We start from the raw sequence: 7,550 nt of genomic DNA on the forward strand, positions 1-7,550 counted from the left end.
AAATTTGTTGAACTCCTCGCGCGTCTGCCGGTCGAGGTCCTTGCGGTCCACGACAAAGAGGCACTTCTCTATGTCGGGATTGTCCTTGAGCAGTGTCGACGCCTTGAAGGAGGTGAGCGTCTTGCCGCTTCCGGTGGTGTGCCAAATGTAGCCATTCCCGCAGTTTTGGGTGATGCAGTCCACAACAGCCTTCGCCGCATAAACTTGGTACGGACGCATCATCAGAAGCTTTTGCTCGGTGGCGATCAGTACCATGTAACGGCTGATTGTCTGTCCGAGCGTGCATTTGACGAGGAAGGTTTCGGCGAAGCTATCGAGGTGCGCGATCTTCTTGTTGCCCACGTCGGCGAACTCATAGACCGGCAGAAAACGCTCTTCGGCATCGAAGGCGAAGTGCCGGGCGTTATTGTTCGCGAAGTAGAAGGTGCGATCGCGGTTGCTGACAATGAAGAGCTGCAGGAAGCAGAGAATCGTCTTGGTGTAGCCGTTGCCTGGGTCGTTCTTGTAATCGACAATCTGCTCCATCGCCCGCCGGGGACTAATCCCAAGCGTCTTTAGCTCGATCTGCACGACGGGCACGCCGTTGATCAGGAGCAGGACGTCGTAGCGGTGATGGCTGTAGTCTGTGTTGATGCGTAGCTGACTGACGACCTCGAACGAGTTCTTGCACCAGTCCCTGATGTTGACGAGCGTATAGTTCAGCGGCGTGCCGTCGTCGCGGGTGAAGCTGTTGCGCTCGCGTAGTCTGCTGGCGGCGGTGAATACGTCCGGCGTGACGATATCGTCGAGCAGACGGGCGAACTCGGAGTCGGTAAGGCGGACTCTGTTCAGGTCTTCAAATTTTGCGCGGAAGTTCCGCTCCAGCGTGGCGCGGTCGCGAATGTCTGGACGATGTTCATACTTGAGGTCCCGCAGTTTCGTGACCAGCGCTTCTTCAAGGTGGCGTTCGGCCGTGATCATCACCATTTTGAGGGTCGACCATTTCCAGCGAGGTTAGATTGAATGCTCTAGCTCGCCATTTCGTCGCAGCCGCCGCCATTGACGCCCGACAGACCGAATTTCGTGCAGGTGTCGCGTTCGCTGGGGCTCCGTTTGTTCATCGTCACAGGCGAATCCTCAAATTGCTCAAGTCAAGTATTGGCACCGATGCGCACCTTTTGCATCAGGGTGCGCACCCGGTTCGCGCGCCTTTGCCTTCCGCATGGCACAGGCGCCGGGAAGAACCTAACCGCCCGGCTCGCATCGGAAAAGACGCCCCGGCCTATTCCTCGACGTCCACCTGCTCGACAAGGCCCTTCATGCCGCGCAACAGCGCCCTCAGGTGCCGCCGTTCGGCGATCGCCTCCGCGGTGTAACGGCCGTGCTTGAGCGCGTTCCTATTGCCCTTGGACGCGCCCGGCGCCTTGCCGCCGTGCATCCGGCAGCGTCCGTTTGCCATCGCGGGCGACTGGCACGGCGTCGCGACCCGCGTCCGGGCGCCGCAACGCGGGCTCAGATGCATGAGCAATTTGGCCGGCAATCTGCTTTGCATGGGGTTGTTCCTCTATTTTGGTGGCCTCCCCACCCCCCGGTTGACCGGGCGCGGCGACCATGCCGACGACCGCCTGGCCGCCCGCATGGACGTGGACGTGTTCGACCGTGACCTTCTGCTGGCCCTTGCCGCGATGACGGTTGAGCGCTTCGAGCAGCGCCGCATAGGTACGCGACAGCTTGTTGGCTTGGGCAAGGTTCTCGCGCCGGCCCTCGAAGGTTTGTTCGCCGATCATGGCGCGGCGGTAGCATTCCAGCGCTGCGTTGTGGGCGGCGACCAGTTGCGCCGCCATCATGCCTTCCAGTTCGTCCTTGGGCGCGATGCCAATCAGTGCCGCAACGGTGGCGCTCAACTGCTTGTCCCGCTCCTCCTGGCTCGAGTTCTTTAGCCAGAGCGCCTGCATCGCCTGATTGGCGAGCGTATTGTTCCAGTGATCGGACTGAGAACCGCCGATATTTTTTAGCTGACCCCTGCGATCGTCAGGATCGTTGGCGACTACGGCCGATGGCTTGGTCCCCTCCGCAGTATTCATTGCGGTCATCGACATGTCCTCGGCCGCGTCGATTTGGCGTCGATGCTGTTATTCATCTCCTCTTCCTTCCCTCTTCTCAGTCCCTTGCCTGTTGGTGAGACCCGAGCGACGGGCATAGGACGACCATCCCCGCACGAATGCAGGGACGGTCCCTATCCCGCTGCGATCTTGCCTGCCGGAGCCGACCGTCGCTTAGGGCCGCAACGTTGGCGGCGGTACCACGTCGCGTTGGTGTCTACTTGCAGCGATTTCCGCTTCGCCGGTGACCGCGCTCACACCTTTCGGACCGCGCTCGCCCCTATGGTCACGTCCCACAGTGAGGGCTACCCATCGCGCCGCTGCCGTTATTCCAATCCGACCAGCGCGTCGGTTACTATGCGGCGATTGCCGCGCGCACTTAGGCCGCCGCCGTATTCAGCCGCCCGCGCAGGCGGCGGGGAGTGCTGACCCAAGTGTTGCCGAGCTTTTCAGCGGGCAGATCGCCCTTTTCCAATCGGTAATAGGCTTGCCGTTCCTGCAGCCCGACTTCGTCCCCGATCGCCTTTGCCCCGTAAATCGGACGGTCCAGCTCCTTGGTATCAGCCAAATCAGCCTCCTGTTTCGATATTTGTGAGGAGACCGTAACTTCTTGTAAAACTCGTAACAACTTGGTAAGCATGGTTACCCACCCTCATACGCTATTCGGAAAAATAGCGTAACAATAGAGGTGACGGCGATGTTTGGGGTCCAGCTAAAATGGTCGCGCTACCCGGACGGGGTCGAGGTCGTGGACCTTGGTGGTCCCTCAATCCCACTGGATGCGATGGAAATCGAGAACCCGCTGAAGACAAAGGGCAAGTGGTTTTGCGCCAAGACGGCTACGCGAGAGGTCTATCAACTGACACTCGCCGATCTCGAAGACACCCTGCTAATAAAATTCATAAACGCACGTACTGACAACCAGCGCTGCAGCTTCATCGCGCGATATGGAATACCGGGATTTCGGGAGGACGACCACTTCCTCATCCAATACGGCCGGGTGATCGGTTTTCAATCTCGGCTACTGGAATTGCTAGAGTCGACAGATATCGACGCGTTCAACAATAACTGGCACCCGACTGGAAACACCTACAAAGCGTACCTTGTGCGCGGAGAGCGCGGACCTGAGTTCGTTTTCCGAGCGGCGGGGTTGGACAACTACATGTGCACGGAAGCGGCATTCTCGATCACCAATGGTGCGGAGCTGTTCAGGTGCAATCATTGCGACGATGCGTTCTTAACCGGGCCTCTCACGTGGCGACGCTCGCACGCAAAATATTGCAGTGACCGCTGCCGCGTCGCGGCGATGCGTTTGCGAAATAAATCGCAGGAGAAGGCGTGATGGCCAAGGTCCGCAAGCGCACCCTGCCCTCTGGCCTGGTCCGCTGGCAGGCTTCCTATGTCGACGGCGCCGGTAAGCGGCGCGCGAAACTCTTCGAGCGCAAGAGCGATGGCGAAGCATGGCTCGTGGAAACGCGCCACGATCTGGCGCGCGGGTTGCACACGCCGGAAAGCGTGTTGCCAACCGTCAAGGAAGCTGCCGCACTCTGGATAAAGCGCTGCAACGAAAAGGCGCTAGAGCGATCCACGGTTCGTAGCTACGAAGAGCACGTTGACCTGCATATCGTGCCGTTCATCGGCGCACTTAAGCTGTCCGGAATGAACGCGCCGGCCGTGAACGCCTTCGCAGACAAGCTGCGCGAAGAGGGACGATCGCCTGAGATGGTGCGAAGGGTAGTCCGTTCGCTCGGCGCAATCTTTCGCGAAAGCCGTAGGCGCGGGTTGTCGACCGTGGACCCCACCGCCGGAATTGACCTGCATCTGGCCCGACGGAAGGATCGCCGGCCGGTCATTCCGACCAAGGCCGAACTGCAGGCCATGATCGCGGGCGCGACCGGCCGCTGGCGTCCCCTGATCCTCGTTGCCATCTTCTGCGGACTTCGCGCCAGCGAACTCCGCGGGCTGCCGTGGTCCGATGTCGACTTCGAGGGACGCCAGATCAACGTCACCCAGCGAGCCGACGTTTTCCACAAGATCGGCCTGCTGAAGTCTGAAGCGGCATACCGCTCAGTGCCCTGCCCGCCGATGGTTTTGAATGCACTGCGGGAATGGAAGCTGGTCTGCCCGAAAGGCGAACTCGGTTTGGTTTTTCCGAACGGCGTGGGCAACGTCGAGGCGCTGTCAAACATCATCCTGCGGGGCTTCGACCCGATACAGATTGCAGCCGGCATTGCGACCACCCAGGCGGCCAAGGACGGCGCCGGCTCACCCATTAGCCTCACGGTCGCCAAATACGGAATGCACGCCCTACGGCACGCCTGTGCGTCTCTATGGATTGAGAACGGGATGAACCCGAAGCGCATTCAGCGCCTGATGGGCCATAGCTCGATCCAGATGACGTTCGACACCTACGGGCACTTGTTTGACGCGACAGAAGCCGACCAGAAGGCCGCCGAGGATATCCAGATACGCCTTCTGGGCTAGGCGTTTGCAACACCAACGCAACATGGCGGGCGTAAGCCATTGTTCTAAAACAGACTAGTTCGGATTTCTAATCCGGCGGTTGGATGTTCGAGTCATCCCGGGGTCGCCATCTCCTGCAGCCGCCGCAACCCGCTGCCCTGGTTCGGATTTTTGGTTTCTCCGTGGTTTCCCAAAAAGTTGACAGGATATCTTGGAGAATCCGCGCGACATTGGGGTTGGGTTTCTCGGGAGGAAAGGAGAGCCATGATGACTCGACTGGTAACGGCTGCTGCAGCCGGTCTGGCGATGGCGCTGATCGGGTCCCCCGCGCTGCCAACAGCGTCCACGGCGATCAAGAAGGCGCAATTGTCGGAGTCGTCTTCGGCCGCGTGGTCTTCGGCCGAGTGGTCTTGGGCCGAGTGGTCTTCGGCCAAGAAGCGCCGCTATTCGCGCACCTATCGGAAGCCCGTCTACGCCTATCGGGTCCCGCGTCAGACTCGCCTCGGCGATCCATCGCTCGGACCCAACGGGCTGCCTTACCGCAGGCCCTACGACCCCGGCGGCTGCATCATTGACGAAGGCTACGGGCGCTTCACCAATTGTTCCAACCGGTGAGCGCCAGCGCTCCGGTTGGCACGTTGCCGACCACCGGTCTGACCGGCGCGCGCGCGCCAGCCGTACTATGGGCTTGCCTATAGCATGGATGCGGCAAAGCGTGCCTTTGCGGTGCGCTGGCGCACGCCATGATCGAAGGTGCGTTTCGGATCGTCGCCGAGCTGCTGATTATCCAGACCGCGCGCCAGTTGATGCGGCCATTCGGAATCCGTCTTCCGGAAACGGCGGAAATCTTCGTTGGCCTGTTGCTTTGGCTGATCGTCGGCGCGATCGTTGTCGGGCTTTGGCGGGGGTAGATCATGGCGCCGCGGTGGCGAGACCTCCCACTTTGGCGGCGCATCGCCGTCGTTATCGTGGCGCTTGTGGGCGGACTCTATATCGTGTTGTTCGCCTTGGTGATGTTGGTGGCTGTCGCGAAATTCTAAACGCGCGTTTCGAACGCACATCGAGGCGGATGTTTTGCAGATCGGTGGCGAGAATAACAGACCGGAAAATGCTTGAAGCCAAGCTGATCGAACACCTCGAAGCCGACCAGGCCATCACGGATGCGCTCGGCCTCGATCAGACCGGCTACCTTGTCGAGCGTGCGTTGGATGATGCGCGCGCGGTTCACTGGCCTCATATCGATCCGAATGTGGAAGCGTTCAGGCGACCACCGACAGACCGCTACACGAGACCTTGCGCGCAGCCCGAGGTTGCGGAACAATCACCTAACATTCGTTATTGGGGGCTCAGATGTACTTCGCGTTCGCGCGCATTTCGCGGATTGTCGCCGCAATCGTATTGTTGCTGTGTTCATCAATCCATGCGCGCGCGGCTTCGGCTTGCGAACTGGTGCAACTGTATTTTTCGTCGCCGCCAAAGAGCTTTGTCGTGAATCGCGTGGGGCAGCCATTTCAAAAGGAGCGCTGGAAAGTACAGGAGCCGACGTTAACGGGTGCGGACTGTTACCTTTCGACGAGCAAAGAAGTTTCAGACGACGATAGGGGGTACTTTTTTCATTGCTCTTGGCTTAATGCCAGACCACTTTTTGATGTTTCGTTCCGCGAATTGAAAGCGTGCGTCCCGAGAATCATTCGGAATAAGCAACTCAAGTTCAAGAGCGAGCGGAAAAAAGAAGATGAGCAATATAAGTGGGAAGTGGAGACGGACACTGAAAGTTTTTCGGTGGGCTTAAGCTGGAAGTTTGGTGTTTATCTTTTGTCGATCGAACATTGGAAGTTGCAACCTGAATGACGGTTATAATGTGAGGCGGACAAGGCGATCGACGGCGGCCGTCGCGTCAAACTGATCGAGCATCTGGAAGGCGCTTAGGGGGAAGCGTTCCGGCGCCAACTGCGGAGCCGATGATGCCGAGCGGATATGAGAGATCAGACGATTACGGCGGCCCACCTCCGGGCTGGGGCTCATACGTCGCGAGCGCGGTTGGCGATCCATCGCTCGGACCCAACGGGCTGCCTTACCGCAGGCCCTACGACCCCGTCGGCTGCATCATTGACGAAGGCTACGGGCGCTTCACCAATTGTTCCAACCGGTGAGCGCCAGCGCTCCGGTTGGCACGTTGCCGACCACCCGGTCTGACCGGAGCGCGCTCCCTGCCCTATTCCGGGAGCATCGCCACCGCTTCGATCTCGAACAGCGCCCCCTCGCGGGCGAATTTCGAGATTTCGACCGTGGTCGAGGCCGGGGGAGCGGAGAGGTTGAGATACCTGTCGCGCACCTCGCGAAACACCGGCAGATGCGACATGTCGGTCATATAATTGTTGATCTTGATCAGATCGCCGAATCCGGCGCCGACGGCGGCGAGCGCAAGCTTGAGATTTTCGAAAGCCTGCGTTGCCTGCGCGCGAAAATCGCCGGGCGCGCCGACGATGTTGCCGTCGACATCCAGCCCGAGCTGGCCTGCGATATAGACAATGCGTCCGGGCGCCCTGACTTCAACCACATGACTGTAGCCCGGCGGCTTCGACAGCGTCGACGGGTTCAGAAAGCGCGGTTGCGGCATCGGCGTTCCTCCCAAAGTGTATTGATCCTTGTGCAGGAAATATTGCGCAGCGACGGCGCGCGAAGCAACGGCTTCCTCAGGCCGCGCAATGTTCGCGCGCGACCGCCTTGCCGGCGCGCTTCAGCCGATGAGCCGCCGCGACATCGCGGTCGAGATCAATGGGTCCAGAGGCCGCGGCGCTGGAACGCGAAATTGTCCGCATAGGCAATGGTACGGCGGGCGGGCTCTTTCGGCTCGAACACCTGGTAGGCGATGCCCTCGCGCTTGCAATAGGCGATCGCCTCGTCCCGGCTGGCGAAACGCAGCCGAAGCTGGCTCTTCATGTCGGTCGACGAGGTCCAGCCCATCAGCGGCTCGACCACCCGTGGTGCTTCCGGCTCGAATTC

Annotated in this window: 12 protein-coding genes and 1 pseudogene; 5 read left to right on the forward strand and 8 right to left on the reverse strand. The window is 60.1% G+C overall.

Annotated features, from left to right (window positions below):
• From AB7F49_RS36495 to AB7F49_RS36510, 4 genes and pseudogenes are all read right to left on the reverse strand, one after another.
• The coding region (locus AB7F49_RS36495) for a type I restriction endonuclease (RefSeq protein WP_428531949.1) at positions 1–966 on the reverse strand (966 nt) is incomplete at its 3' end.
• Between the two features lie 295 nt (positions 967–1,261).
• A pseudogene (locus tag AB7F49_RS36500) lies at positions 1,262–1,441 on the reverse strand (HGGxSTG domain-containing protein); the annotation flags it as partial.
• Positions 1,377–2,078, reverse strand: coding sequence for a hypothetical protein (locus tag AB7F49_RS36505; RefSeq protein ID WP_428531952.1), 702 nt, complete (start codon positions 2,076–2,078; stop codon positions 1,377–1,379). The pseudogene AB7F49_RS36500 and the gene AB7F49_RS36505, both read right to left, overlap by 65 nt.
• A 382-nt stretch (positions 2,079–2,460) precedes the next feature.
• Complete coding sequence (locus AB7F49_RS36510) at positions 2,461–2,721, reverse strand: hypothetical protein (RefSeq protein WP_428531955.1); 261 nt, start codon at positions 2,719–2,721, stop codon at positions 2,461–2,463.
• Between the two features lie 57 nt (positions 2,722–2,778).
• Here AB7F49_RS36510 and AB7F49_RS36515 point away from each other — a divergent pair, with 57 nt between their 5' ends.
• The 3 genes from AB7F49_RS36515 (at position 2,779) to AB7F49_RS36525 (ending at position 5,159) form a co-directional block, all read left to right on the forward strand.
• On the forward strand, positions 2,779–3,423 hold the full coding sequence (locus AB7F49_RS36515) for a hypothetical protein (protein ID WP_428531958.1): 645 nt from the start codon (positions 2,779–2,781) through the stop codon (positions 3,421–3,423).
• The gene (locus AB7F49_RS36520; RefSeq protein WP_428531961.1) at positions 3,423–4,565 is read left to right on the forward strand and encodes a tyrosine-type recombinase/integrase; all 1,143 of its coding nucleotides are present in this window, start codon (positions 3,423–3,425) and stop codon (positions 4,563–4,565) included. The genes AB7F49_RS36515 and AB7F49_RS36520 overlap by 1 nt, the downstream gene beginning before the upstream one ends.
• Positions 4,566–4,811: 246 nt before the next feature.
• Positions 4,812–5,159: a hypothetical protein gene (locus AB7F49_RS36525; protein WP_428531964.1), complete on the forward strand. Its 348-nt coding sequence runs from the start codon at positions 4,812–4,814 to the stop codon at positions 5,157–5,159.
• 77 nt (positions 5,160–5,236) lie between these two features.
• Here AB7F49_RS36525 and AB7F49_RS36530 read toward each other — a convergent pair whose 3' ends face one another.
• Together AB7F49_RS36530 and AB7F49_RS36535 are read right to left on the reverse strand one after the other, a co-directional pair.
• Positions 5,237–5,605: a hypothetical protein gene (locus tag AB7F49_RS36530; RefSeq protein WP_428531967.1), complete on the reverse strand. Its 369-nt coding sequence runs from the start codon at positions 5,603–5,605 to the stop codon at positions 5,237–5,239.
• Positions 5,581–5,865, reverse strand: coding sequence for a hypothetical protein (locus AB7F49_RS36535; protein WP_428531970.1), 285 nt, complete (start codon positions 5,863–5,865; stop codon positions 5,581–5,583). The genes AB7F49_RS36530 and AB7F49_RS36535 overlap by 25 nt, the downstream gene beginning before the upstream one ends.
• A 29-nt stretch (positions 5,866–5,894) precedes the next feature.
• Here AB7F49_RS36535 and AB7F49_RS36540 point away from each other — a divergent pair, with 29 nt between their 5' ends.
• Together AB7F49_RS36540 and AB7F49_RS36545 are read left to right on the forward strand one after the other, a co-directional pair.
• Entirely contained in the window at positions 5,895–6,395 is a 501-nt protein-coding gene (locus AB7F49_RS36540) for a hypothetical protein (RefSeq protein ID WP_428531973.1), read from the forward strand.
• Positions 6,396–6,508: 113 nt separating this feature from the next.
• Positions 6,509–6,697 (forward strand): hypothetical protein, encoded by a 189-nt coding sequence (locus tag AB7F49_RS36545; protein ID WP_428531976.1) that lies wholly within the window; start codon positions 6,509–6,511, stop codon positions 6,695–6,697.
• A 62-nt stretch (positions 6,698–6,759) separates the two neighbouring features.
• On the opposite strand, the gene AB7F49_RS36550 is transcribed toward AB7F49_RS36545, so the two are convergent.
• Positions 6,760–7,164: a RidA family protein gene (locus tag AB7F49_RS36550; RefSeq protein ID WP_428531979.1), complete on the reverse strand. Its 405-nt coding sequence runs from the start codon at positions 7,162–7,164 to the stop codon at positions 6,760–6,762.
• A 155-nt stretch (positions 7,165–7,319) separates the two neighbouring features.
• On the reverse strand, positions 7,320–7,550 hold a 231-nt coding region (locus tag AB7F49_RS36555), incomplete at its 5' end, for an NADH dehydrogenase ubiquinone Fe-S protein 4 (RefSeq protein ID WP_428531982.1).

The sequence above is a fragment of the Pseudorhodoplanes sp. genome (assembly GCF_050250235.1).
Classification (GTDB): domain Bacteria; phylum Pseudomonadota; class Alphaproteobacteria; order Rhizobiales; family Xanthobacteraceae; genus Pseudorhodoplanes.

Excerpts from the sequence above, each read along its gene's own strand:
- AB7F49_RS36540 (WP_428531973.1), top strand. The coding sequence starts at position 5,895 with ATGTACTTCGCGTTCGCGCGCATTTCGCGGATTGTCGCCGCAATCGTA.
- AB7F49_RS36525 (WP_428531964.1), top strand. The coding sequence starts at position 4,812 with ATGACTCGACTGGTAACGGCTGCTGCAGCCGGTCTGGCGATGGCGCTG.
- AB7F49_RS36545 (WP_428531976.1), top strand. The coding sequence starts at position 6,509 with ATGCCGAGCGGATATGAGAGATCAGACGATTACGGCGGCCCACCTCCG.
- AB7F49_RS36505 (WP_428531952.1), bottom strand. The coding sequence starts at position 2,078 with ATGTCGATGACCGCAATGAATACTGCGGAGGGGACCAAGCCATCGGCC.
- AB7F49_RS36510 (WP_428531955.1), bottom strand. The coding sequence starts at position 2,721 with ATGCTTACCAAGTTGTTACGAGTTTTACAAGAAGTTACGGTCTCCTCA.
- AB7F49_RS36520 (WP_428531961.1), top strand. The coding sequence starts at position 3,423 with ATGGCCAAGGTCCGCAAGCGCACCCTGCCCTCTGGCCTGGTCCGCTGG.
- AB7F49_RS36530 (WP_428531967.1), bottom strand. The coding sequence starts at position 5,605 with ATGTGCGTTCGAAACGCGCGTTTAGAATTTCGCGACAGCCACCAACAT.
- AB7F49_RS36515 (WP_428531958.1), top strand. The coding sequence starts at position 2,779 with ATGTTTGGGGTCCAGCTAAAATGGTCGCGCTACCCGGACGGGGTCGAG.
- AB7F49_RS36550 (WP_428531979.1), bottom strand. The coding sequence starts at position 7,164 with ATGCCGCAACCGCGCTTTCTGAACCCGTCGACGCTGTCGAAGCCGCCG.